The sequence below is a fragment of the uncultured Martelella sp. genome (genome assembly GCF_963677965.2).
Lineage (GTDB): Bacteria > Pseudomonadota > Alphaproteobacteria > Rhizobiales > Rhizobiaceae > Martelella > Martelella mangrovi.
Genome location: NZ_CAXXFM010000003.1, coordinates 88,576 through 111,727, shown reverse-complemented (window position 1 = coordinate 111,727; position 23,152 = coordinate 88,576). Strand labels below are relative to the sequence as shown.

19 protein-coding genes and 2 pseudogenes are annotated in these 23,152 nt (G+C 61.2%); 18 read left to right on the top strand and 3 right to left on the bottom strand.

Going from position 1 to position 23,152, the window contains the following annotated elements; all coding sequences use genetic code 11:
• Positions 1-434: 434 nt before the first annotated feature.
• Genes ACHZCU_RS19835 through cysG form a run of 6 tightly spaced genes read left to right on the top strand, consistent with a single transcriptional unit; the run spans position 435 to position 8,991 of the window.
• Positions 435-1,808, top strand: coding sequence for a CmpA/NrtA family ABC transporter substrate-binding protein (locus ACHZCU_RS19835; protein WP_319520248.1), 1,374 nt, complete (start codon positions 435-437; stop codon positions 1,806-1,808).
• Positions 1,809-1,841: 33 nt separating this feature from the next.
• A complete protein-coding gene (locus ACHZCU_RS19830) occupies positions 1,842-2,918 on the top strand; it encodes an ABC transporter permease (RefSeq protein ID WP_319520247.1) in 1,077 nt (358 codons plus the stop codon).
• Between the two features lie 7 nt (positions 2,919-2,925).
• A complete protein-coding gene (locus ACHZCU_RS19825) occupies positions 2,926-4,692 on the top strand; it encodes a nitrate ABC transporter ATP-binding protein (RefSeq protein WP_319520246.1) in 1,767 nt (588 codons plus the stop codon).
• A gap of 5 nt (positions 4,693-4,697) precedes the next feature.
• Complete coding sequence (gene nirB, locus ACHZCU_RS19820; protein WP_319520245.1) at positions 4,698-7,145, top strand: nitrite reductase large subunit NirB; 2,448 nt, start codon at positions 4,698-4,700, stop codon at positions 7,143-7,145.
• Between the two features lie 10 nt (positions 7,146-7,155).
• Positions 7,156-7,491, top strand: a complete 336-nt coding sequence (gene nirD / locus ACHZCU_RS19815) for a nitrite reductase small subunit NirD (RefSeq protein ID WP_319520244.1) — start codon at positions 7,156-7,158, stop codon at positions 7,489-7,491.
• Positions 7,492-7,503: 12 nt separating this feature from the next.
• Entirely contained in the window at positions 7,504-8,991 is a 1,488-nt protein-coding gene (gene cysG / locus ACHZCU_RS19810; protein ID WP_319520243.1) for a siroheme synthase CysG, read from the top strand.
• A 13-nt stretch (positions 8,992-9,004) separates the two neighbouring features.
• Here the strand turns inward: cysG and ACHZCU_RS19805 are convergent.
• Together ACHZCU_RS19805 and ACHZCU_RS19800 are read right to left on the bottom strand one after the other, a co-directional pair.
• Positions 9,005-9,756 (bottom strand): IS5 family transposase gene (locus ACHZCU_RS19805; RefSeq protein ID WP_319520242.1). Its coding sequence is split into 2 segments (ribosomal slippage): positions 9,005-9,426 and positions 9,426-9,756, totalling 753 coding nucleotides; the frame shifts between segments, so codons are not numbered across the junction.
• Positions 9,757-9,876: 120 nt separating this feature from the next.
• Positions 9,877-10,797 (bottom strand): LysR family transcriptional regulator, encoded by a 921-nt coding sequence (locus ACHZCU_RS19800; protein WP_319520241.1) that lies wholly within the window; start codon positions 10,795-10,797, stop codon positions 9,877-9,879.
• 97 nt (positions 10,798-10,894) lie between these two features.
• Between ACHZCU_RS19800 and ACHZCU_RS19795 the strand changes: the two genes are divergently transcribed.
• The 10 genes and pseudogenes from ACHZCU_RS19795 to ACHZCU_RS19750 form a co-directional block, all read left to right on the top strand.
• Positions 10,895-11,725: an SDR family oxidoreductase gene (locus tag ACHZCU_RS19795; protein ID WP_319520240.1), complete on the top strand. Its 831-nt coding sequence runs from the start codon at positions 10,895-10,897 to the stop codon at positions 11,723-11,725.
• Positions 11,726-12,420: 695 nt separating this feature from the next.
• The gene (locus tag ACHZCU_RS19790; RefSeq protein ID WP_319520239.1) at positions 12,421-13,053 is read left to right on the top strand and encodes a TetR/AcrR family transcriptional regulator; all 633 of its coding nucleotides are present in this window, start codon (positions 12,421-12,423) and stop codon (positions 13,051-13,053) included.
• Between the two features lie 13 nt (positions 13,054-13,066).
• Entirely contained in the window at positions 13,067-13,756 is a 690-nt protein-coding gene (locus tag ACHZCU_RS19785; protein ID WP_319520238.1) for a DUF899 domain-containing protein, read from the top strand.
• 162 nt (positions 13,757-13,918) lie between these two features.
• Positions 13,919-14,269 carry a hypothetical protein gene (locus ACHZCU_RS19780; protein ID WP_319520237.1) on the top strand — a complete coding sequence of 117 codons (351 nt, stop codon included), beginning with the start codon at positions 13,919-13,921 and terminating at the stop codon, positions 14,267-14,269.
• A gap of 27 nt (positions 14,270-14,296) precedes the next feature.
• Positions 14,297-14,719 (top strand): VOC family protein, encoded by a 423-nt coding sequence (locus tag ACHZCU_RS19775; protein WP_319520236.1) that lies wholly within the window; start codon positions 14,297-14,299, stop codon positions 14,717-14,719.
• 32 nt (positions 14,720-14,751) lie between these two features.
• A pseudogene (locus tag ACHZCU_RS19770) lies at positions 14,752-15,615 on the top strand (alpha/beta fold hydrolase).
• Between the two features lie 62 nt (positions 15,616-15,677).
• Positions 15,678-16,154 carry a VOC family protein gene (locus ACHZCU_RS19765; RefSeq protein ID WP_319520235.1) on the top strand — a complete coding sequence of 159 codons (477 nt, stop codon included), beginning with the start codon at positions 15,678-15,680 and terminating at the stop codon, positions 16,152-16,154.
• A 46-nt stretch (positions 16,155-16,200) separates the two neighbouring features.
• Positions 16,201-16,554 (top strand): GFA family protein, encoded by a 354-nt coding sequence (locus tag ACHZCU_RS19760; protein WP_319520234.1) that lies wholly within the window; start codon positions 16,201-16,203, stop codon positions 16,552-16,554.
• A gap of 406 nt (positions 16,555-16,960) precedes the next feature.
• Positions 16,961-18,835, top strand: a complete 1,875-nt coding sequence (locus ACHZCU_RS19755) for an EAL domain-containing protein (RefSeq protein ID WP_319520233.1) — start codon at positions 16,961-16,963, stop codon at positions 18,833-18,835.
• A pseudogene (locus ACHZCU_RS19750) lies at positions 18,832-19,073 on the top strand (AAA family ATPase); the annotation flags it as partial. The gene ACHZCU_RS19755 and the pseudogene ACHZCU_RS19750, both read left to right, overlap by 4 nt.
• A 375-nt stretch (positions 19,074-19,448) precedes the next feature.
• On the opposite strand, the gene ACHZCU_RS19745 reads toward ACHZCU_RS19750, so the two are convergent.
• Positions 19,449-20,261: an SDR family NAD(P)-dependent oxidoreductase gene (locus ACHZCU_RS19745; RefSeq protein ID WP_319520232.1), complete on the bottom strand. Its 813-nt coding sequence runs from the start codon at positions 20,259-20,261 to the stop codon at positions 19,449-19,451.
• A gap of 101 nt (positions 20,262-20,362) precedes the next feature.
• Between ACHZCU_RS19745 and ACHZCU_RS19740 the strand changes: the two genes are divergently transcribed.
• Positions 20,363-21,274, top strand: a complete 912-nt coding sequence (locus ACHZCU_RS19740; RefSeq protein WP_319520231.1) for a LysR family transcriptional regulator — start codon at positions 20,363-20,365, stop codon at positions 21,272-21,274.
• Between the two features lie 828 nt (positions 21,275-22,102).
• Entirely contained in the window at positions 22,103-23,008 is a 906-nt protein-coding gene (locus tag ACHZCU_RS19735; RefSeq protein WP_319520230.1) for an alpha/beta hydrolase, read from the top strand.
• The last annotated feature ends 144 nt before the right edge of the window (positions 23,009-23,152 follow it).

The following is a 23,152-nucleotide window of genomic DNA, read 5'->3' as shown; positions in this document are numbered from 1 at the left end:
GTGTTTCCTTGCTGGCCATTCTACCCCTCCACCTGCGTCATGCTCGGGCTTGACCCGAGCATCCAGGCGATTCAAGCGATTGAATTCATGAACGTTTTCTGCCGTTTTCCGTACGGCCTGGATCCTCGGGTCAAGCCCGAGGATGACCCGGTATGGGTAGGGTGGGGTTTATTCAGCCGAGACCTCAGTATGCTCTTCTCGAATGCAAGTGCATAAAATATAGGCAGTATTCTGCTGAAGATATTTTTTATGCAAAAATTCACTGATGCCGCTTGTCTGATGCGACATTGTGTGTTTCCATAAGTCTCAAGAATTTGGTGCCCAATGGAGGGTGCCAGGCAACGCCGCCAACGCATTCGAGCCAGAACTGGCCCGAGGACCGTTAGGCGGCTTTTTTCGTTTTTCCGACATTCCCGATCTATCTGGAGGACGCCATGCGCCATTTCCTTTGCTCCGTCACCATGCTCTGTTCGCTCGCCGTCACGGCCGCGAGCGCCCATGCCGAAATGCTGTTTCCGGAGAAGGACGAACTCACCATCGGCTTCATCAAGCTGACGGACATGGCGCCGCTGGCGATCGCCAAGGAGATGCATTTCTTCGAGGATGAGGGCCTCTACGTGACGCTCGAGGCGCAGGCGAACTGGAAGGTCCTGCTCGACCGGGTGATCACCGGCGAGCTCGACGGCGCGCATATGCTGGCCGGCCAGCCGCTGGCGGCCACCATCGGCTATGGCACCGAGGCGCATATCGTCACGCCGTTCTCGATGGATCTGAACGGCAATGCGATCACGGTTTCCAATGCGGTCTGGGACCAGATGAAGGAGAACATTCCTGCAGGTCGCGATGGCAAGCCGCAACACCCGATCAAGGCCGATGCGCTGAAGCCGGTGGTCGAGGCCTACCGGGCCGAGGGCAAACCGTTCAAGATGGGTATGGTCTTCCCGGTCTCCACCCATAATTACGAGTTGCGCTACTGGCTGGCGGCCGGCGGCATCAATCCCGGCTATTATTCGCCCGGCGATATTTCCGGCCAGATCCAGGCCGATGCGCTGCTTTCCGTCACCCCGCCGCCGCAGATGCCGGCGACGATGGAAGCGGGCACGATCGAGGGCTATTGCGTCGGCGAGCCGTGGAACCAGGCGGCCGTGTTCAAGGGCATCGGCGTGCCGGTGGTCACCGATTACGATATCTGGAAGAACAATCCGGAAAAGGTGTTCGGCCTGACCGAGGAATTCACGCAGAAATACCCGCAGACGACGCTGGGGCTGACCAAGGCGCTGATCCGCGCCGCCATGTGGCTGGACGAGAACGACAATGCCAACCGCGAAGAGGCGGTCGAGATCCTGTCGCGGCCGGAATATGTCGGGGCCGATGCCGAGGTGATCGCCAATTCGATGACCGGCACGTTCGAGTATGAAAAGGGCGACACGCGCCCGGCCGCAGACTTCAACGTCTTCTTCCGCCACTATGCCACCTATCCCTATTATTCCGACGCCATCTGGTATCTCACCCAGATGCGTCGCTGGGGTCAGATCGCCGAGCCGAAGGCCGATGACTGGTATGCCAATGTCGCAAGCGAGGTCTACCGGCCCGACATCTACCTGGAAGCCGCCCGGCAGCTGATCGACGAGGGTCATGCCACGGAAGCCGACTTCCCCTTCGACACCGACGGCTACAAGCCAGCCACCAGCGAATTCATCGACGGCGTCACCTATGACGGTCGCTATCCGAACGCCTATCTCGACAGCTTCCCGATCGGCCTGAAGGGCGACGAGATCGTCGACGGCAACAAGATCGCCGGCCGCTGAGCACCGCTGAAACCAACGGAAAGCAGAGACATCATGACGATCGCGACAGACATGATCGATCCCGAGATTGCGGTGCGGCGTGAACGGCGCATCGCCCGGATCAACCGGGCCGGCAAAGTGCTCGGCCCCTTCGGCCTCGGCTTCGTCGTGCCGCTGCTGAAGCTTGCCGCCGGCGACACGCCATCGGAACAGTGGGCGGATCTGAAGCAGATGCTGCTGGTTCCGCTTGTCGGCATCCTCGCCTTCCTCGCGGCCTGGGCGTTTTTCGCGCCGAAGGTCGAGACTTCGCTCGGCGCCATCCCCGGCCCGGCGGCGGTGTTTCATCAGGCAGAGGTGCTGACGGACGACCATTTCGCCGAGCGGCAGAAGGCCGAGGAATTTTACGCCCGCCAGGACGAGCGCAACCAGATGCTGATCGCCGAGGGCTATGCCGACCGGGTCAAGGTTCGCCCCTATACCGGCAAGCCGACCTATTTCGACCAGATCTGGACCTCGCTGATGACGGTTGCGCTCGGCTTTTTCATCGGCACGGTGATCGCCGTTCCGGTCGGCATCGCCTGCGGCTTGTCGAAGACCTTCGAGGGTGCGATCAATCCACTGATCCAGTTGTTCAAGCCGGTCTCGCCGCTCGCATGGCTGCCGATCGTGACCATGGTGGTGGCAGCCCTTTACCAGAACCCGAGCGATTTGCTGCCTAAATCCATGGTGATTTCCGCCGTCACGGTGACGCTCTGTTCCATCTGGCCGACGATCATCAACACGGCGCTGGGCGTCGCCTCGATCGATCGCGATCTCGTCAATGTCGGCAAGGTCTTGCAGCTTTCCACCTGGACGACGATCCGCAAGCTGGTGCTGCCGTCCTCGCTGCCGCTGATCTTCACCGGCATGCGGCTTTCGCTCGGCGTTGGTTGGATGGTGCTGATCGCCGCTGAAATGCTGGCGCAGAACCCCGGTCTCGGCAAGTTCGTCTGGGACGAGTTCCAGAACGGTTCCTCGGATTCGCTCGCCCGCATCATGGTCGCGGTGATCACCATCGGCCTGATCGGCTTCTTCCTCGACCGGGTGATGTTCGCGCTGCAGACCGCCTTCACCTATTCGGCGAACCGGTAAGGAGGGCATGATGAACACCATTCTCCAGCTCAGAAACGTGGAAAAGGGCTTTGGCGAAGGCGTCAAGCGCAACCCTGTCCTTTCCGATATCTCGCTCGATGTGCAGGAAGCCGAGTTCATCGCGATCCTCGGCTTTTCCGGCGCGGGCAAGACGACGCTGATGTCGATGCTCGCCGGTCTCGAAAAGCCGGACGGCGGCGAAATCCTGTTTCGTGGCGCACCGGTCGAAGGCCCGTCGCCGAAGCGCGGCATCGTGTTCCAGAACTATGCGCTGATGCCGTGGCTTTCGGTGGAGGCCAATGTGCGGCTTGCCGTCGATGCCGTGCATCAGGACAAGCCGGCAAAGGAACGGGCCGCACTTGTCGACTGGTATGTGGCGATGGTTGGCCTGAAACACGCCCGCGACCGCAAGCCGTCGGAACTGTCAGGCGGCATGCGCCAGCGCGTCTCGGTCGCCCGCGCGCTTGCCTTGCAGCCGGATGTGCTGCTGCTCGACGAGCCGCTGTCGGCGCTCGATGCGCTGACCCGCGCCAAGCTGCAGGACGAGCTTGCCGATATCTCGCAGAAAGAGAAGAAGACCATCATCCTCGTCACCAATGATGTCGACGAGGCCATTCTGCTGGCGGATCGGATCGTGCCGCTGACCCCCGGTCCCAACGCCACATTCGGCCCGTCCTTCGATGTGAATATCGCCCGGCCGCGCGAACGCGCGGCGATGAATTCCGATCCCGATTTCATCCGCCTGCGCGCGTCGATCACCGAATATCTGATGGATGTCGGCCTCAGCGCGAAACCGGAAACGAGCCGTGTCGAAGCGCTTCCCAATGTCGTCCCGATTTCCATCAAGTCGACCTCGAAGCCGCTGCCGGCCGCCTATCGCGAAAAGGCCCAGTCGCCGATCGAGAGCGGCTATGTCGAATTCTCCAACGTCACCAAGATCTATCCGACGCCCAAGGGCCCGCTGACCGTCGTCGACGGCTTCGACCTGAAGATGAAGAAGGGCGAGTTCATTTCCGTGATCGGCCATTCCGGCTGCGGCAAATCGACGGTGCTCTCCATGGCGGCGGGGCTGAACCCGATCAATGCCGGCGGCATCATTCTCGACGGCCGCGAGATTTCCGGTGCCGGGCCGGATCGTGCCGTGGTGTTTCAGGCCCCCTCGCTGATGCCATGGCTGACGGCGCGCGAGAATGTCGCCCTCGGCGTTGACCGGGTCTATCCGAAGGCAAGCCCGGCCGAGCGGCGCGACATCGTCGAATATTATCTCGAACGCGTCGGCCTGGGCGATGCCATGCACCGGCCGGCGGCCGACATGTCGAACGGCATGAAGCAGCGAGTCGGCATTGCCCGCGCCTTCGCGCTGTCGCCGAAGCTTCTCCTGCTCGACGAACCCTTCGGCATGCTCGACAGCCTGACGCGCTGGGAGCTGCAGGAAGTGCTGATGGAAGTCTGGTCGCGCACCAAGGTCACCGCCATCTGCGTCACCCATGACGTCGACGAGGCCATTCTCCTGGCCGACCGGGTGGTGATGATGTCTGACGGGCCGAATGCCCGCATCGGCAACATCATGGAGGTCGACCTGCCGCGCCCGCGCTCCAGAAAAGCGCTGCTCGACCACCCGGATTATTACGCCTACCGCGAGGAACTGCTGGAATTCCTGGAGGCCTATGAAGGCGGGGCGGAGCCCGCCGAGGAACAGCTCGCCGCCATCAGGCAGAAGCGCGATCAGCGCATCAGCCGGCAGACCTGCAACAAACGCGTCGCAGCGGAGTAGATATCATGGCCCAGAAACTTGTCATCATCGGAAACGGCATGGCTCCCGGCCGCATGCTCGAAGACCTGTTCGAGCGCGCCCCCGGCCTCTATGACGTCACCATCTTCAATGCCGAGCCGCGGGTGAACTACGACCGCATCATGCTGTCGCCCGTGCTCTCCGGCGAAAAGACCTATGAAGACATCATCATCCATGGCGATGATTGGTATGAGGCGAACGGCGTGACGCTGCATCGCGGCGCGAAGGTCGCGAAGATCGACCGCGAGGCGAAGATCGTCACCGCCGAAAACGGCATCACAGCGGCCTATGACCGGCTGGTGATCGCGACCGGCTCCGCGCCCTTCATCATCCCCGTGCCCGGCCACGATCTGCCGGGCGTGCTCGCCTATCGCGATCTGGATGACGTTGATCGCATGCTGAAGATTGCCGAGGGGCAGGGCCATGCGGTCGTCATCGGCGGCGGGCTACTGGGCCTTGAGGCAGCCTACGGGCTGAAGCAGCGCGGCATGAGCGTCACCGTGCTGCACCTGATGGACACGATCATGGAGCGCCAGCTCGATCCGGCAGCGGCCTATCTGCTGGAAAAGGCGCTCGACGATCGCGGCATCGAGATCATCACCAAGGCCAACACCAAGAAAATCCTTGGAGAGGGCAGGGTCGAGGGCGTCGAACTGGAGGACAGCCGCATCATCTCCGCCGACATGGTGGTGATGGCGGTCGGCATCCGCCCGGCGGCGGGGCTCGCCAAGGATGCGGGGCTCGAAACAAATCGTGGCATTGTCGTCGATGACGGCATGGCGACGTCCGATCCCGCCATCTTCGCGCTCGGCGAATGCGCCGAGCATCGCGGCACCTGCTACGGGCTGGTCGCGCCGCTTTACGAAAGCGCCAGTGTGCTCGCCGACCGGCTTGCCGGCGGTGCGGCCGAATACAAGGGCTCGCATGTCAACACCAAGCTGAAGGTCACCGGCATCAAGCTGTTTTCCGCCGGCGATTTTGCCGAAGGGCCGGACCGTGAGGAAGTGGTGCTGCGCGATGCCACGCGCGGCGTCTACAAGCGCGTAATCCTGCAGGATAACCGCGTGATCGGCGCCGTGCTTTATGGCGACACCGCCGATGGCGCCTGGTATTTCGACATGCTGAAGCGCGGGACGGACGTTTCCGAAATGCGCGAGACGCTGATCTACGGCCAGGCCTATCAGGGCGGTGCTGCTGCCGATCCGGCTGCCGCCGTGGCAGCACTTCCTGATGACGCGGAAATTTGCGGCTGCAACGGCATCTGCAAGGGCAAAATCGTAACCGCGATCAAGGACAAGGGCCTGACCTTGCTCGACGATGTCCGCGCCCACACGAAGGCCTCGGCGTCGTGCGGCACCTGCACCGGGCTCGTCGAACAGCTGATGGCGCTGACGCTGGGGGATGCCTATAACCCGGCCGCCGTGCAACCGGTTTGCGGCTGCACCGATCTTGGCCATGACGATGTCCGCCGGTTGATCCGCGCCAAGGGGCTGAAGACCATCCCCGCCGTGATGCAGGAGCTTGAATGGAAGACCTCCTGCGGCTGCGCCAAATGCCGGCCGGCGCTCAACTACTATCTCGTCTGCGACTGGCCCGGCGAATATGCCGATGACTATCAGTCGCGCTTCATCAACGAGCGCGTCCACGCCAATATCCAGAAGGACGGCACCTATTCGGTGGTGCCGCGCATGTGGGGCGGCGTGACGTCTTCGAAGGAGTTGCGCGCGATCGCCGATGTTGTCGACAAATACGAGATCCCGACCGTCAAATGCACCGGCGGCCAGCGCATCGATATGCTGGGCGTGAAGAAGGAGGACCTGCCGGCGGTCTGGGCCGATCTCGGCAAGGCGGGCTTCGTCTCCGGTCAGGCCTATGCCAAGGGGTTGCGCACGGTGAAGACCTGCGTCGGCAACGACTGGTGCCGCTTCGGCACGCAGGATTCGACCGGGCTTGGTGTTCGCCTTGAAAAATTCATGTGGGGCTCGTGGACGCCGGCCAAGCTGAAGCTCGCCGTCTCCGGTTGTCCGCGCAACTGCGCGGAGGCAACCTGCAAGGATATCGGCGTGATCTGCGTCGACTCGGGCTTTGAAATCCATTTCGCCGGCGCGGCCGGTCTGGAAATCCGGGGCACCGAGGTGCTCGGCATGGTGAAGACCGAAGACGAGGCGCTGGAGCATATCGTGGCGCTCACCCAGATGTATCGCGAACAGGCGCGCTATCTGGAGCGCATCTACAAATGGGCAAAACGCATCGGCTATGACGAAGTGCGTGCCCAGATCATGGACAATGCCGAAAAGCGCAAGGCCTATTTCGACCGCTTCGTCGAAAGCCAGGAGTATGCCCAGGTCGATCCGTGGTCCGAGCGTGCCTCCGGCAGAGACAAGCACGAATTCAAGCCGATGGCCGTGGTCGGACATCCCGAGCCGGCGGAGTGAGGAGACCATCATGAGCAATGAATTCATCGCCATCGGCGAGATTGATGATATTCCGAGACGCGGCGCGCGCTGCGTGAACACCGCTTTCGGGCGCATCGCGGTGTTCCGCACCGCCGAGGATGACGTTTTTGCCATGGACGACCGCTGCCCGCACAAGGGCGGGCCGTTGTCTGAGGGGATGGTACATGGGCGCGCCGTCACCTGCCCACTCCACAATTTCGTGATTTCCTTGGAAAGCGGCGCGGCGCAAGGCGCGGACGAGGGCGAGGTGCAGACCTATCCGGTGCGGGTGGAAGGCGGACGGCTGTTCATCGCGCTTTCCGCCCTGCCGATTGCGGCGGAATAGGGAGACGGCCCCATGGCTGCCGGACGCGAAAAAACACCCGGCCGAATGGAAGAACTTGCTGTTCTGCCGCTGTTCTTCCGCCTGAAGGGCAGATCGGTGCTGCTCGCTGGCGCCAGCGAAGCGGCCGCCTGGAAAGCGGAGCTTCTGGCGGCGGCCGGCGCCGACGTGACGGTGTGTCTCGGCGGTGAGGAGGCCTGCAATGAATTGCAGGTGCTTGAAGACGACGGCCGTATCAACCTTCATTCCGGCGATTGGCAGGTAGTGGAATGGCGCGACCAGTGCCTGGCGCTGGCGGATTGCGACAGCGATGCTGAGGCGGAAGCCTTCGCCGCCCGCGCGAGGGCCGAGGGCGTGCCCTTCAACGTCATCGATAAGCCGGCCTTCTGCAGCTTCCAGTTCGGCTCGATCGTCAACCGCTCGCCGGTTGTTGTCGGCATTTCCACCGATGGCGCCGCCCCCATTCTCGGCCAGGCGATCCGGCGGCGGATCGAAACGCTGCTGCCGAAGGCGCTTGCCGAATGGGCGGGCCTTGCCGCCTCCCTACGCGATGCCATCGGCCAGAGGCTTAAGCCGGGCGGCGCGCGCCGGACCTTCTGGGAGCATTTTGTCGATCTGAGCTTTTCCGGCCGCCCCGACGAGGATGCGGCGGAACGGCTTCTTGTGCGTGCGACGCAGATCTCAACCGCGCCGCAAACCGGCAGCGTCACGCTTGTCGGCGCCGGGCCGGGCGATCCGGAACTCCTGACGCTGAAGGCCATGCGGGCGCTGCAATCGGCCGATGTCATCCTGTTCGACGACCTGATCTCTCCTGAAATCCTCGAACTGGCGCGGCGCGAGGCCAAACGCATGCTGGTGGGAAAACGCGGTGGGCGGACAAGCTGCCGGCAGGAGGATATCAACCGGATGATGCTCGATCTGGCACGGGCCGGCAAACGCGTCGTGCGGCTGAAATCAGGCGATCCTTCAGTGTTCGGGCGGTCCGGCGAGGAAATCGCGGCGCTTCAGCAGGCAGGCATCCCCGTCTCCGTGATCCCGGGCATCACCGCCGCAAGCGCACTTGCCGCCGGTACCACCACCTCGCTCACCCATCGCGACTGCGCCCAGTCGGTCCGCTTCGTCACCGGGCACTCGAAAAAGGGCGCGCTGCCGGAGGATATCGACTGGCGCGCCATCGCCGACCCGACGACCACGACGATGTTCTATATGGGCGGGCGCACCGCCGGCGAGATCAGCGCGCGGCTGATAAAGGAAGGCCTGCCGCCCGAAACCCCGGTTCTGATTGCCGCCAATATCAGTCGCCCGGATGAAAAACGCTGGCATGGCTCGCTTGCCGGCCTGGGCAAGGGCATGGCGGAAATCGGCTATGATAACCCCGTTCTGTTTGGTGTTGGCCGGGTCTTCACGCAGAAGCCGGCCATGACGGAGGTGATAGATGAGACGCAGGCTGTCTTTCACAAGCCTATGCACGGTGCACAGGCCTTTTCCGCATTGTCGCGCTAGGGTCTGTGGGGATTCATCGTGAGTTGATCACAGTGGCTGCGAGATAGATCATGGCCTCAAAGCTCTGGTCCGTTTTGCAGGCCCTCATAGCGATGCGCTTGAACTCTTTGAGTTTGCAGAAGAAGTTCTCGATCAGGTGTCGCCATTTATAAACTTCAGTGTCGATTTGGAGAGGCGCTGATCGACGCGGATGCTGGGAGATGACGATTTTCGCGCCGCGCTCGTTGAGATCGGCCACAATATTGTTGCTATCGAAAGCCTTGTCGGCGAGTACCGCACCGAACTCGAGGCCATCGATGAGCGGCGCGACGCCGTTCGTGTCGAAGCGATGGCCTGGCAGCAATTCGAACCGGACCAGATTACCCAAGGCATCGGTCAGGGCCAGTATCTTGGTGGTCATACCGCCTTTGGATCGGCCAATGGCCTGGCTCTGAGTCCCCCTTTTGCGCCCTGACCATGGCGGTGAACCTTGACGATGGTGGCATCCACCATGGCGTATTCCATGTCTGGTTCGTCCGGCAGAGCATCGAAGATGCGTTTGAAAATATCGGCCTCACGCCAATCTCGGAACCGCCGAAAGGCCGTGCTCCAGTTTCCGAACATGGCAGGAAGATCACGCCAAGGGCTGCCAGTGCGCACAATCCAAAGCACGGCTTCGATGAACAACCGGTTGTTCCTGCCGCTCCGGCCAGGGTCCGTCGGTTTGCCAAGGCAATGTGGCTCTATCTTCGCCCATTGCGCGTCTGTCAGTACAAAACGATCCATCCAAAGTGTGAATCAAATTCAGACTGATTTGTGAATCCCCACAAACCCTAGGACGATCGACATTCATCGCAGCCAGATGGTGATTGCGGCAAGGTAGGCAAATCCCGCGAGTAGCAAGCGTCAACTGCCGTCAGATCTGGCATCGACCCGGGGTGGCGGCGCTTTCACCAGGTTGATCAGTGCTCGCAGCGCTGCGGGCACATGGCGATGGCCGGGATAATAAAGCATCAGGCCGGAGTCTGGCGGGCACCAGTCTTCGAGAAGGGCGACCAGACGGCCCGCGGCGAGGTGATCGTTCACCGTGGTTTCGGGCACATAGGCGATGCCCAGACCGCGGATTGCCGCTTCGATGATCAGGTCATTGTCGTTCAGCGTCAGAGGTCCCGGGGGATCGAGCGCGATTTCCTGCCCGCGCTTCTCGAATTCCCATCGATAACGCTTTCCGCTCGGCAGACGCTGGCGGATCGAGCGATGGTTTTGCAGATCATCGGGGACGGCAGGCATGCCGAACCGGTTCACATAATCTGGCGCGGCAACGGCGAGAAACCGGAAGCGATCGCTCAGGCGCACCGCGATCATGTCCTGCGGAACCGCCTCGGCGAGCCGGACGCCCGCATCGAACCCCTGTTCGACAATATCGACGAGCCGCCCGTCGCAGACCAGATCGAGCGCGACATCAGGATATCTTTCCAGATAGGTCGGGATGATCCTGTCCAGCATCATCCGGGCGGCTCCCTTGTCCGCGTTGATGCGCAATGTTCCGCTGGGCGTGCCCCGCTCATCGGCGAGCGTGTCGATCGCGGCATTGAGGTTTTGCAACACCGGCTCGATCCGCTGCAGCAGCCGCAATCCGGCGCCAGTCGGCGAAACGCTGCGGGTGGTTCTGTTCAGAAGCCGCAACCCCATTTGCTGTTCCAGCTTCTTCATGCGGTGACTGAGCGCGGAGCGCGAAACTCCCGTCAGATCGGCGGCGCGGCGGAAACTCCGCTCGGCGGCAACCAGTGCAAAGGCCTCCAGATCGGCCAGGGATGGCTTTTCCATTCGTGAATTTCCTTCACCTGATCATACAGAAATGGCGCTCTTATAGCACCAATCATCCCGGACTACATCATGGCCGTTCTCATGAAAGGAGACTGATATGAGCAAGATATGGTTGATTACCGGCGCATCCTCGGGGCTCGGCCGGGAGATGGCGGCACAATTGCTGGCGCGCGGCGATCGCGTAGTAGCCACGGTGCGACGCCTGGACGCGCTTGACGATCTCGCACGACAGCATGGCGAAAACCTCACCGTCCTCACGATGGATGTCACCGATGTCGCCGGGATGCGCCGTGCGATGGATGAGGCCTTTGCAAAGGCCGGACGGATTGATGTTGTCGTCAGCAATGCCGCCTACGGGCTGTTCGGCGCCGGGGAAGAACTTACCGACGAACAGATCGAGCGCCAGATCGCTACCAATCTGACGGGATCGATCCAGGTCATCCGGGCGGTGCTACCGCATCTGCGACATCAGGGCGGCGGACGTATCATTCAGGTTTCCTCGGAAGGCGGGCAGATCGCCTATCCCAATTTCAGCCTGTATCACGCCACCAAATGGGGCATTGAAGGCTTCATCGAGTCCGTGGCCCAGGAGGTCGCCCCATTCGGGATCGATTTCATCATCGCCGAGCCCGGCCCGACCGGAACCAGCTTCGCCGCCAATCTGGTGCGCCCGGAACCGATGGCAGTTTACGAGGACACCCCGGCCGGGGCGGTGCGGCGCGCGGTCGACAGCGGAGACTTCGAGATCAACGGCGACGCCGTGCGCACGGTGGCGGCCATGATTTCCGCTGCCGACGACAAGACCCCGGCGCTGCGCCTCACACTGGGCAGCATCGCTTACGAGTCTATCTCCGCGGCGCTGGCCGGGCGGCTTGAGAACGTGCGCTCGCAACGCGATATTGCGCTGTCTGCGGACAGGGATGGCTAGGACTGGCCTGGCGGAAAGAGCGGGCGTCTGGGGTGCCAGTATAGGTACGGCCTGTTCCTGACTGTCGGAAGGCAGGCCGGTCATTTTCACGCTGGCGATCCACAGTTCACGGACCTTGCTCTCATCATGATGAAGGCATCGGAGGGACGACAGGGCTGGCTGTGGGATACATACCGGCCGGCCGGTGCGGCAACGCATCTGTCCGAGGTTTCGGACGGATGCACATTGTCGTTCACCGGTCGCCGCAACGACAACACGTTTTTCGCGTCCTATCTCAGTGAGACTGGTCAGGTTCGAGCAAATCCCGTTGGCGGCATCAGGTCGGGGTGAGGTGGCGTCGCAAGCCTGCATTCCTGAAGTGTTTGAAATCATGTGTGACCGCTTCGGCCTTCTCCTCAATACGGCGGCGTTTTGCATTCCCGCATTGCAAGTGAGGCCCTTGGGCGGCGCCGACAATGCACCGGACGCCGCCGTCCTCCTTAGGTGTCTCAAGCAGGGAATGCGATCGCGAAGGGTGTTGTTTGGCACTTGAAGCCTGAAGCGCGCCCGATCGTTCCGAGCAAGGTCTGGTGACATTCACACAAAGTTCTCAAATCAATCTTCGTATCGATCTTACGCCACTTTGTCCGGAGACTGGTCACCGATTTGACATAAAACCGACTAGTTGGTATGTCTATTAGAGGAGGAATTGGTGGATGCCAGAAAATACTGCCAAACCGGATGCGCGATCCAAGCTGCTCGATGCGGCGATGTCGCTGATACGCGCGAAGGGCTATACGGCCACCACCGTCGACGGGCTTTGTGCTGCCGCTGGCGTGACCAAGGGCGCTTTCTTTCATCACTTCAAGAGCAAGGACGAACTCGGCGTCGCGGCGGCGGAGCACTGGTCGGCGACAACCGGCGCATTCTTTGCCAGCGCCCCTTATCACGATCATGACGATCCCTACGACCGGTTGATCGGCTACATCGAGTTTCGCAAGACCATCATCGAAGGCGATCTCGCCGAGTTCACCTGTCTCGTCGGCACCATGACGCAGGAAGTCTATGGGTCGAACCCGGCGATCCGCGATGCCTGTGCGGCAAGCATTTTCGGGCATGCGGCCACACTTGAGCCCGACATCGAGGCTGCGATGAAGGCGCGCGGGATTGTGGCGGACTGGACGCCCGCCAGCCTGGCCGCACACACCCAGGCCGTGCTGCAGGGCGCATTCATACTGGCCAAGGCGACGGGCGACCGCGCCATCGCGCGCGACAGCGTCGATCACCTGAAACGCTATCTGGTACTTCTGTTCGAGGGACCATCGAAGATTGGTGCGTCGAATTCCTGAGGAGGATCATTACATGACTGAAAATCCAAACCATGTAACGAAGGCGATCTCCGGAATTGCCCGCCGGACGGTATCTCCGGATGTCTGGCGTAACGAACTCGTTGACCTGCGCAATGCGGAAAAGGGCCTGACCCGTGCTCAGGACCGCCTGGCCGCAAGGCGGCGGCGCATGCCGTGGACGAAGGTCGATGGCGACTATGTCTTCACCGGCCCGGAAGGCACCGGCACTCTGGCCGATCTGTTCGACGGCCGTCGGCAGCTCATCGTCTATCATCATATGCTGAAGCCCGCTGATCCGAGCCCGTGCGAAGGCTGCTGCATGGTGGCCGACCAGATCCCTCACCTCTCCCATCTGCACGCCCGCAACACCGCGCTCGTCTTCGTCTCGAAAGCGCCGATTGGCGAGATCGAGGCGTTCCGCAAGCGCATGGGCTGGTCGATGCCCTGGTACGAAACACGGGACAGCTTCAACGCCGACTTTGACGTGTCTTCGGGGTTCGGCCTCAACGTTTTCTACCGCGATGGCGCGGACATCTACCGCACCTACTATACGACCGGTCGCGGGGTTGAGACACTCGGCACGGTCTGGACATTGCTCGATCTGACGCCTCTCGGTCGGCAGGAAGACTGGGAGGACGCGCCTGAAGGTACGCCGCAGACCAGGCCGTATCGGTGGTGGCGGAGGCACGACGCTTATGGCTGAGACAGGTTTCCAGCAGTTGAGCGCTGACTCCATCGGTCTACCATTCGAAGCACAGCGAACCTTCTTCCGAGCGGGTGATGCAGTATGAACGACTGAAAGCGTTGTTGTTGTCAGACCAATCGGTCCGGTTGCAGGGGAACCGAAACTTTCGGGGGGAGGCAGATGAAAATTAATGGCAGCCGAGATTGCGGAAACTCGCCAAAGAACCGGATCGTGCAGGATATTGCCGTTGCTATTGAAACCGGAGACCTTCCAGAAAGTGCTGTCACCGACAGTACGGTCTGGCATCGCGCCGATGGCAGCAAATTGAAAGGGGCGGCATCGCTTCGCTGCGCCTTGGACGAGGTCCTGCCTGCGGATTCGATTATTGTGGATCATTCGATATCGCATGGAAAGGCAGGCGCTGCGAACGGTGTGTCGGTCCTCGCCGATGGACGCACACGTCGCTTTTGCCACGTTGTTGAATTCACAAGCGTGAAGGCCACAACAATCGCCGAAATTAACAGCTACTGATTTGGATAAACGAAGGAGAGCTATCCGATGGAACCGACAATCTACCTTTTCTTCAAGGGCAACTGCTTCGAGGCGATGACCCATTATGCCGAGGTGCTCGGCGGCGAGATCGGCGGCGTTTTCCGCAACGGTGACGCGGCCGACCCGGAACATCGGATGCCCGGCGGCGACGATCTGGTGATGAACATGGCCATGACTTTGGGCAGCGCCACGATCATGGCCTCGGACGTCCCGGCCGAAATGTACAGGAAGCCCGCCGGCTTCCGCGTGTCGATCGCGCCGTCCTCGCGCGGAGAATTCGACCGCATCCACAAGGCGCTGGCAGAAAATGCGGAAAGCGTCGAGATGGCGCCCGGCGAAACCTTCTGGGCCGAGCGCTTCGCCATGTTCACCGACAGATACGGCACGCCGTGGATGCTCAATTTCGAGGGCGATAAGGGCTCCGCCTGAACGGAGGTCAGCTCAAGCGGGGAGAGACAAGCATGTTCCGAATGGTCATTCTGGTCGCATTGCTTGCGGTCGCCGCCCCGGCATTGGCCGAAGGCGAGCCGCCAGGCGATCGCGTCGCGGTCAACGGTATGACGATGTATTACGAGGTCTCCGGAAAGGGCGATCCGCTGATCGTGCCGCGCGGCGCCTAGATGAACATCCCCTCGATGGGCGAAATCATCCCGATGCTTACCGAGACACACCGCGTCTATGCGCAGGAATTCCAGGGACACGGCCGCACGACCGACATCGACCGGCCGATCACCTATCCGAACCTTGCGGGCGATGTCGCCGCCTTCATGGATGCGGTCGGGGTCGAGAAGGCCGACATATTCGGCTATTCCATGGGCGCGGCCGCCGGGCTGCGGTTCGCCATCGACTTTCCTGAGCGGGTCGATCAGCTTGTCGCGGCATCGGTGGCGTATGATTACGAGGGCTGGCAGCCCGCCTTCACGGACTTCGTCCCGCAGATGACTGTCGAGATGTTCCTAGAGATGCCATTTGCCGCCGAATACCGCGAACTGGCGCCCGATCCGGACGGGTTTCCCGCGCTCGTCGAGAAGCTGATCGCGCTCGAGCATGAGCCGATGGCCTGGGGCGAGGAAGTGGCAGCATTGGAGACCCCGATGCTGATCATCACCGGCGACGCCGATGTCGCGACGCTGGAACATTCGGTCGCGATGTTTCGCCTGCTGGGCGGCGGGGTGATGGGCGACATGGGGCAACCGCTGCCGGAGTCCCGGCTCGCGGTAATGCCGGCGACATCCCACACCGCGGTCATCAACCAGCCCGCGCTTCTGCACGCATTCATCGAGCCCTTTCTTCAGGGGACGACACCGAAAGGGTTATTCGAATAGCGCGCGTTGCGCCTTATGCCGGGGCCGGCGTCCCGGCCACAACAGACACAAGGAGAAATTTCATGACCGATATCATCAACTGCCTTTGGTACGATCACGGCGAAGCCAGGAAAGCGGCCGAGTTCTATGCCGCCATTTTTCCCGACAGCCGTGTCGATCGCGTGAACACTGCCGCCTCCGATTATCCCGGCGGCAGGAAAGGCGACGAACTGACCGTCGAGTTCACCGTACTCGGGCGCAAGTTCGTCGGCTTGAATGGCGGCCCCAACTTCACGCCGAACGAAGCCGTCTCCTTCATGGTGGTTACAGAAGATCAGGAAGAGACTGACCGCTTCTGGAACGCCATCGTCGGCAATGGCGGACGGGAAAGCGCCTGCGGCTGGTGCAAGGACCGCTGGGGCCATTCGTGGCAGATCACGCCGAAGCTGCTGCTCGACCTGACGACGGGATCCGACAAGGACAAGGCCAAACGCGCCTTCGAGGCGATGATGACGATGGGCAAGATCGAAATCGCCGCCCTGAAAAAGGCGGTGGAATAGCCGTCAGGGACCATCTTGGTCGCCGCGACAGGAAGGAGTTCAGACGATGGAAAAACACCACAAGGGCGGATGCCAGTGCGGCGCTGTTGCCTACGAGGTCGACCTCGATCTCGATCAGTCGATCACCTGCAATTGCTCGCGGTGCCAGCCGCTCGGCGTCGTCCTGGCTTTTGCTGCGCGGGACAGGTTTGTCCTGCACTCTGGCGCGGAGAACCTCACCGAATACCGTTTCAACAAGCGCGAGATTGCGCATCTCTTCTGCAAAACCTGCGGCATCCAGAGCTTCTCCTACGGCCGGATGCCGGACGGGACGGAGATTGCGGCAATCAACGTCAATACGCTCGAAGGTGTTGATCCCCGGGCGCTCTTGCCTAGCCATCTTGACGGACGTTCGATGTAGCCGATCACCGCACCGGAGCACCAGATGACGTGTACCGAGAACAAAGGACAAGAGAGAGTATGAGCACTCAAAATCATGATCGACGACGCCTGTCGACAGTGTGTGGAAAGACTATCATTGCCGATCTCTGTCTGAAAACCTGTGTCGGATCATGAGGCTCTATATTTGTCGTCCGTCGAGCGCCACTGTCGTGCATTGACCTCGGGCATGGCCACGTGATCTCAGTCGACAGACTTTCCTGCTAATATGTCTCCTCCATGCATCCCTTGACGGGTATGACAAGCACGGTGAATTCCGCTTGTCCTCCCCGGCCGGCAGACGCGCAACGGGACGGGGATTCCTTGATAAGCACGATGGGGCGCCTCCTTTCTGGCCTATGCTTTCTCGCTCCGGCACGGGAGCGCAATTGGTAAGGTTCATTGCCAGGCGGGCTTCGTGTTATGACACTGCAAGAAGGGTCTTTTCGTGGTGCCGGACAGGCAGTCCTGCGGACACGAGACAAAACCTGTTTAGTGAAGAGAAAGCTTCCAGGAGGCTGCCTATGTTCTCGAGTTCTTCAATCCGGGCTACGGTTGACAACTTCCAGACGGTTTTGAATGCCATGCCACTGCCCGTTATCATCAAGGACCGTGATCATCGGGTGGTGGTTGCAAATGATGCCGCCTGTGTGTTTTTCGGGACGTCGCGGGAGGCCTTGCTCGGCTCTTTGGATGAGCAATTGCCGGAGGACCAACGGGCTGTCTTCTGGAAGGTCGACAACCAGGTCTTCGAGACTGGGGAGCCGAACGAGAATGAAGAGGTCGTCACCGGCGCTAAGGGGGACGTTCATGTCATCGTGACGCGCAAGCGGCTTGTCGAGCTCGACACCGCTGATGGCAGGGAGCCGTTCATCCTGGCTATTCTCTCGGATGTCACAACGATCCGGGAGGCCGAGGCGCGGGCCGCCTATCTTGCCGAGCACGACCCGCTGACGGGCCTTTCAAACCGGAACCGCCTGAATGAAACGCTTACCGAGGCCGTCGCTGCTTCCGGGCGCTCGGAGGCCAAGGTGGGGCTTCTGCTTCTGGACCTTGACGGGTTCAAGCAGGTGAACGACCGATACGGTCACGTCGCGGGTGATGAGCTTCTCCGGGTGGTTGCCCGGCGCCTGTCCGGTCATGTCAGGTCCGGCGATACGGTGTCGCGGATAGGGGGCGACGAGTTTTGCATCGTCCAGATGGGGGCCCGGCAACCGGCCGGCGCTTTCACCCTGGCGGAGCGCCTCATTCGCGCGCTCGAAGAGCCGGTTCTCGTCGGACAGATGCGCGTCTCCGTTTCGGTATCCATCGGAATTGCGCTGTTTCCGGATGATGCTTCGGACATTGACGAACTCTATAACAACGCCGACATGGCGCTGTATGCGGTCAAGCGGTCGGGCGGTGGCAGCTATCTTCGTTTCGATCACCCCCCTGAAGGGCACGCCTGGCAGGAATGGGACATTGAAAAGGAATTGCGCGCAGCGATCACCCATGGCGATGTATCGCTTGCCTATCAGCCACTGTGCGACGGCATGGATTCGGTTGTCGTCGGATATGAAGCGCTTGCCCGGTGGACGCACCCTGAACGAGGAGAGATTTCGCCGGACATCTTTATCCCGGCTGCCGAAAGAACCGGCATCATTCGCAGGCTCTGCGCCTGGATTTTGGAGACAGCATGCCGTGATGCGATGAAGTGGCCGGAACATGTGCGTGTGTCCGTGAATGTCTCTTCGAGCCAGCTTGAGGACGGAAACCTGGCCGAAACGGTCCGGCGTGCGCTTGACGTCTCCGGGCTTACACCCCGTCGTCTCGAACTGGAGATCAAGGAATCTGCTCTGATCGGCGCGACGGAGATAGTCGCGCAGACCTTTTCTCAACTGAAGGAGATCGGCGTTCTGCTCGCGCTGGATGATTTCGGCGCCGGAACATCGTCGATATCCAGCATTAAGCGCATGCCGTTCGACCGGATCAAGATCGATCGCAGTTTTGTTTCAAATCTGGATTCCGACGCCCGTTCCGTAGCGATCATCCGCGCGATCCTGGCGATCGGAAAAGAACTCAATCTGTCGGTCACGGCCGAAGGGGTCGAACACGAAAGTCAACGCCTCGCCCTCAGGCACATGGGATGTCCCGAACTTCAGGGATTCCTCCTTGGCCGACCGGAGCCGCCTTCAAGGGTGAACCAACGCGCAGAGCAGGCAAGCGAGGGGACAGACGCGTTCCATGGCAGCAGCGAGTCGACAGGGAAGGCGGAACCCTCGTGATTACACGTCTGGCAGTTTCCGGCTATCGTTCGCTGCGAAACGTGGTGCTGGACATCTCGCAGCTAACCTTCATTACCGGGCCTGACGGCGGTGGCAAGTCCAGTCTTTATCGCTCTCTCCGACTTTTGCGGAAGCCGCGCGGGGACGCTTGATTGCATCTCTCGCCGCTGAAGGTAGGCTCTCGTCCACCCTCTGGGCCGGGCCAGAAAAATTCAACTGCGGAATGGTCAAAGGGCAGCTCGGAATGCTGCGTCCGGAAGCGTGCAACACGCTGCCGAGCGGCTGCCGCGCCAAGATGATGGATGCGCTCTTCCGATGACGCCATCAGTCAGTTCGAAACGGGAGTTGGTCGACGATCATCGCGGAAATGGTTGGTCAGAATCTACGCAGCAAGCGCTTTGTGACGACCTGAATGGTCTGGATGGGGCTGCAGGCAGCGGCTCCCACTTAACCTATCAGTGTATAGACCCCTCTCACGCCTCTCGTGCTCAGATTAAGCAGCGCCGTGCAAACTGGCGCGACACCGTCTTGGGTTTTCGGGCGCTATGCGCCGTGGACGCGCAGGCGATCGCAATCTCGATCGCCCGTGCCGGAGTTTCGCCCCAGCGTCGCATTAATCGTGATCGACTGATTGGGCAATCTCCTGTCGTAACTGATCGACCTTTGCGGCGGCCCACTGCCGGGCGTCTTCGCCGAATACGAACCGCGCCGGCGCCTCGTTCTGTGACGCCAGCGCCACGATCCGCTCGGCGAGCAGGTTCGGATCACCCGGCTGCTTGCCGTTTGCGCCATCGACGAACGCGCGATACTGCGCGATCGCCTCGGCATAGTCCGGAATGTCGATGCTGCCGAAGCGCGCCGATTTCCCGTCCATGAAGTCGGTACGCAGCATCCCCGGCTCGACCAGCAGCGAGCGGATGCCCAGCGGCGCCAGTTCCTGCGCAAAACCTTCCATCCATCCCTCGACCGCGAATTTCGACGCCGAATAGACCGCGCCACCGCCATTGGAGACCAGCCCGCTGACCGAGGAAATAGTGATGATGAGGCCGGCGCGACGCTGACGCATGTGGGGGGCGACCGCGCGTGCCACGTTCATCGTGCCGAACAGGTTGACCTCGAACTGACGCCGCACCGCTTCATCGGTAAAGGTCTCGAAGAAACCCAGCTCGGCATAGCCGGCATTGTTGACCAGCACGTCGATCGCGCCGAACCGCTGCGCGGTCTCGGAGGCCGCCGCGTTGGCGGCCTCGGCGTCGGTGATATCGAGCGCGAGGGCGTGTAGACGATCGTGTTCCCCGAAGGCACCGCGCACCGCATCGGCGGAACGCGCCGTCGCCACCACCGTTTCGCCGGCATCAAGTGCCGCGCGCGCGATCTCGCGTCCAAGCCCCCGGTTCGCCCCGGTCACCAACCAAACCTTTGACATCGTCGTCTCCTTGCTCTTGTGCAGTTGTCGACTATGTAGCTATGCTAATGGATCAGTATAACCGTCTAATGAGTAATAGGCCCCAGTAGCAGGAATTATCAATGCGTCCGGATCAGTTCGGCGATCTCGCCATCTTCGCGGCGATTGCCTCCGACTGCAGTTTCACCCGAGCCGCGCAACGGCTCGGCGTCACCCAGTCTGCATTGAGCCAGACCATGAAGCGGCTGGAGGACCAGCTCGGCTTTCGCCTGCTCACCCGCACAACGCGCAGCGTTGCCCCCACCGCCGCCGGCGAGCGCCTGCTCGCCACCCTGTCGCCGGCTATTGCCGGGCTGGACGACGAGCTTGAGGCGCTAACCCAAGCACGCGGGGCCGCGATCGGCACTGTCCGGATCACGACGGGCAAACACGCCGCGGGCACGGTGCTGTGGCCGATGCTTCCCGCCTTCATGCGTCGCCACCCGGGCATCGAGGTGGCGGTGAGCGTGGAGGACAATATGACCGATGTCGTGGCGGGCCGCTATGATGCAGGCATCCGGCTCGGCGAGCGGCTGGAGAAGGACATGATCGCGCTCACGGTCGGGCCGCCACTGCGCGTCGCGGTGGTGGCGACCCCCGGCTATCTGCGCGATCTTCCGACTCCGATGGAGCCGGCCGATCTCACCGCCCATCGCTGCATCGCCTACGCCGACGCACAAGGCAGGCTGTCGCCTTGGTCATTCGAGCGCGACGGCCGCGCGGTGACGGTCAAGCCAGGCCGGGGACCGGTGTTCAACGATGGCGATCTGCTGGTCGCCGCCGCTCTCGAGGGTTTCGGCATCCTCTACATCCTGGAGGATCTGGTGGCGTCGCCGATAGCCGATGGCCGCCTCATCCGCCTGCTGGAGCCCTGGTGCGAGCCGTTTTCCGGCTACCACCTCTATTACCCCGATCGGCGCGGCACGACCGCTTTCGAACTGTTCAAGGAAGCGCTGCGCGCAGAAAGGACGGCGCACCTCGTGTGTCAGGAGTGAGTTGGTCGTCTCGCGATGAACAATATGGCGAGGGAAATCGCCTTGATGGCAAGCTTTTTTGTCGAGCTCCAGAGCAGCATTCCGCTCACATAAAACAAAGCGGTCAACCGTTCAACGACTCCAGTGAGCGGGTTGTCGGTTCATATCCCTTCAAGACCTGAAGCAGTCCATCAGAATGAGCGATGTACCTGAGCAGCGCACTCTAAAGGCGGTTTCGCGCCTCCATGCCGGACGCTCTGGACTACAATATCTATTCTCTAAGACCTGTCGTTGGCGCTTTTGAGCAACGCAAGACAGGAACAGCGGTATCGATGAGTGCGTATCGGGAGATCTCGAAAGTGGCGGGTATGGGACAGCTTCTCCACGGCAGCGCCGAGACCGCGCACAACGACAGTGATGGGAAACTCCCACCGCGCACATTGCCGTGGGTTACGGAAACGACGGCAAAACGGTCCTGAAATGGTGCGAGGGTCTTCTGTCGAAGATATTCCGATGGCACCGGAAAGAAGCGGTGCCGTACCCTGTCATCAAATATGAGACAGAAACCGAGGCACAGTAGACGGCCGAAAGGTTGGCGCAGTTTTTCCTAGGTAGTATTGCGTCGAATTTGACGAGCAACCGGCTCGAACGCATGAAGCAAGAAATCGCGGTTTGGGAGGAACTGACCCGATCGGCAGGCGGCTGATGGTGCATTCAAGTCAGGCGTCGCCGTAGTCTTGCGACCGAACAAGGAAAATTGGACCGAATTCGGGATTTGGCGCTTGCGCGGGCAAGCAGGCTCCATATTCTCGCTCTGTGTGCAGATGAAACGACACGAGGAGACAATTCATGACGGGCCAACTCGGTCTCCTGAAGACCGCCAAAACCGATATTTTGGAAATCGCCTACTGCCAGAGCGGACCTGACGATGGCTGGCCCGTGGTGCTGTCCCATGGTTTTCCCTATGACGTTCACGCCTACGCGGAGGTCGCCCCGGTCCTGGCTACTGCGGGCGCAAGAGTGATCGTCCCTTATCTGCGCGGCTTCGGTCCGACCCGCTTCCTGTCGAAACAGACCGTGCGTAGCGGACAGCAGGCAGCGCTTGGCGCCGACGTCATCGGGCTTATGGACGCGCTCGGGCTCGAAACGGTGATCCTCGCAGGCTTCGACTGGGGCGGCCTAGCTTCTTGCGTTGCCTCTGCGCTCTGGCCGGAGCGGGTGGCGGGCCTCGTCTCCTATGCGGGATACGACATCATCGATGTCGAGCGTCAGCGCCATGCGTTTTCGCCCTCGCTCGAACAAGCGATGTGGTACCAGCACCTGTTTCAAAGCGAGAGAGGCAGGGAATGCCTGCGTGAGAGTCGCCATGAGTTGTGCCGGATTCTGTGGTCACAATGGTCGCCGAACTGGTCTTTTGACGACATCGCCTTTCTGCGGTCCGCCGCCGCCTTCGACAACCCCGACTTCGTCGATGTGGTTACGCATTCCTATCGGTTCGATTTCGGTCTTGAGGAAGGCGACCCTGCGCTCGCCGCTCTCGAACGAAAGCTGTCCAAAAAACCCAAAATTGTTGTTCCGGCAGTGACGCTGGATGGAACCCAGGACCCCTTGAAACCGGGTGGCACGGCAGATCACGCGAACATGTTCACCAGCTACCATGAGCACAGGGTCTATGCATGTGGCCATGCCTTCCCGTTCGAGGCCCCCGAAGCATTTGCGGACGCAGTGCTCACCATTCACGACAGAGCGGCGTAGCCCGAAGTTTTCGCGCTACCCTTTGGGGGTTGGTATTTTTCGCAACGCGCCGAAACGAGGAAGCGCCGAGCTTTGCCGTTCGTTTCAGCAGCGAAGAAGGGCACATAAACGCAACAGCGAGAGCCTGCATTCCGGAGACACACA

Excerpts from the sequence above, each read along its gene's own strand:
- ACHZCU_RS19835 (WP_319520248.1), top strand. The coding sequence starts at position 435 with ATGCGCCATTTCCTTTGCTCCGTCACCATGCTCTGTTCGCTCGCCGTC.
- ACHZCU_RS19830 (WP_319520247.1), top strand. The coding sequence starts at position 1,842 with ATGACGATCGCGACAGACATGATCGATCCCGAGATTGCGGTGCGGCGT.
- ACHZCU_RS19825 (WP_319520246.1), top strand. The coding sequence starts at position 2,926 with ATGATGAACACCATTCTCCAGCTCAGAAACGTGGAAAAGGGCTTTGGC.
- nirB (WP_319520245.1), top strand. The coding sequence starts at position 4,698 with ATGGCCCAGAAACTTGTCATCATCGGAAACGGCATGGCTCCCGGCCGC.
- nirD (WP_319520244.1), top strand. The coding sequence starts at position 7,156 with ATGAGCAATGAATTCATCGCCATCGGCGAGATTGATGATATTCCGAGA.
- cysG (WP_319520243.1), top strand. The coding sequence starts at position 7,504 with ATGGCTGCCGGACGCGAAAAAACACCCGGCCGAATGGAAGAACTTGCT.
- ACHZCU_RS19800 (WP_319520241.1), bottom strand. The coding sequence starts at position 10,797 with ATGGAAAAGCCATCCCTGGCCGATCTGGAGGCCTTTGCACTGGTTGCC.
- ACHZCU_RS19795 (WP_319520240.1), top strand. The coding sequence starts at position 10,895 with ATGAGCAAGATATGGTTGATTACCGGCGCATCCTCGGGGCTCGGCCGG.
- ACHZCU_RS19790 (WP_319520239.1), top strand. The coding sequence starts at position 12,421 with ATGCCAGAAAATACTGCCAAACCGGATGCGCGATCCAAGCTGCTCGAT.
- ACHZCU_RS19785 (WP_319520238.1), top strand. The coding sequence starts at position 13,067 with ATGACTGAAAATCCAAACCATGTAACGAAGGCGATCTCCGGAATTGCC.
- ACHZCU_RS19780 (WP_319520237.1), top strand. The coding sequence starts at position 13,919 with ATGAAAATTAATGGCAGCCGAGATTGCGGAAACTCGCCAAAGAACCGG.
- ACHZCU_RS19775 (WP_319520236.1), top strand. The coding sequence starts at position 14,297 with ATGGAACCGACAATCTACCTTTTCTTCAAGGGCAACTGCTTCGAGGCG.
- ACHZCU_RS19765 (WP_319520235.1), top strand. The coding sequence starts at position 15,678 with ATGACCGATATCATCAACTGCCTTTGGTACGATCACGGCGAAGCCAGG.
- ACHZCU_RS19760 (WP_319520234.1), top strand. The coding sequence starts at position 16,201 with ATGGAAAAACACCACAAGGGCGGATGCCAGTGCGGCGCTGTTGCCTAC.
- ACHZCU_RS19745 (WP_319520232.1), bottom strand. The coding sequence starts at position 20,261 with ATGTCAAAGGTTTGGTTGGTGACCGGGGCGAACCGGGGGCTTGGACGC.
- ACHZCU_RS19740 (WP_319520231.1), top strand. The coding sequence starts at position 20,363 with ATGCGTCCGGATCAGTTCGGCGATCTCGCCATCTTCGCGGCGATTGCC.
- ACHZCU_RS19735 (WP_319520230.1), top strand. The coding sequence starts at position 22,103 with ATGACGGGCCAACTCGGTCTCCTGAAGACCGCCAAAACCGATATTTTG.